This window comes from bacterium endosymbiont of Bathymodiolus sp. 5 South (assembly GCF_900128535.1).
In the GTDB taxonomy this organism is placed as follows: Bacteria; Pseudomonadota; Gammaproteobacteria; order PS1; family Pseudothioglobaceae; genus Thiodubiliella.
The window spans coordinates 1-1,236 of sequence record NZ_FQTR01000327.1; the positions used below are offsets into that span (position 1 = coordinate 1).

The window sequence follows — 1,236 nt, forward strand, 5'->3', positions numbered from 1 at the left end:
GAAATAACGACATGGTAACGCTCATCTGAATAAGGGTCTAAGCGGCTGACTTTACCCTCTTTATAACCCCATAAAACTTTGCCTTCCTCAAGGTGGTAAGCGTTGTCGGTAAATCTTCTGCCACTTTGATCGTCTATTGATACATCGTATAACCGAGAACTGACCTTAGTCTCAATGCCATTTTCTTTCAGTCCGATTAAGGTATTTTTTGAAAAATCAGAGCCTAGGCTACACCCCACCATGGAAACTTTTTCAATATTTGAATTTTTGGGGAGATCCTCTCTTAAGGTAACAATATCATTGACGATATCACGATAGGTTCTATCTGCTGTTGTTCTCTCTAGACCCTTATCATCGCCATGTCCATTAAAAACAAGTTTAATATCACTGGCTTCTGGTATCTCGCTTAAACTCAATCCATGCACCACCCGATAGTTGCCTTCCTTATCCATTTGAATCAGCGTGGAATTTGTAAAATGTTTGCCAGCCAGAGCTGCTGAACTCTCTGCAATAATGCTTTCATCTTCTATCTGTACAAAAACATGATAAGTGCTCTTGGAGAAAGGACTAACCTCGTGCGTATCCGGCACTGCAAATTTTTCCCATTGCTGTAATGCGTATTGAGATCTTTGAGCCGAATCTATGAAAAAGCGCAAGCTATTTAGAAAATCTTGTGTTGCTGGCTCGTATTTAGATTGATTCTCTTGATATATATCTAATTCACTTTTAATACCTTCTAACATTTCCAGTTTTTTGTCAATATCTGAACCGTATTTACTCTTGTCCATTTTATCTATCAAGCCAGATATAAAAGGATTTTCAATGCGGCTCTGCACAAATCCATGGACTTTTTCTAACTTCACTTTAATTGCTTGCGTGCCTAAATTCTCTTCTATATCGCCGACTATTTTCCTTAAAAACCCCACCCTAGATTCATAGTTCATTTCCTTGGCTTGCTGAATATCTTCTTTTAATTTGTTTAAAAAATCATAACACCTTTTTCTTTCCCCTTCGTCTTCAATTAATGTATCTAACGACTGCATCATTTCATCCACAAGGGTTAAATGCTCATCAAAATCACCCAATGGATTCTTTAACACTTCACTGTGGCTCTTAACCGTTTCAGTTTTTTGACTCATTCCTCCTTTATCTGTATCCCAGCTATAAACGGTCTTGGTGCCTCCTGTTAGCATGGTTTTGGTGCCATCAGCATTGACTTCTATTTGTGTTGTTCTG

Annotated in this window: 1 protein-coding gene; it reads right to left on the reverse strand. The window is 38.3% G+C overall.

The annotated features are described in order from the left end of the window. The coding region (locus BBROOKSOX_RS11225; protein ID WP_139661923.1) for a C80 family cysteine peptidase at positions 1–1,236 on the reverse strand (1,236 nt) is incomplete at both ends.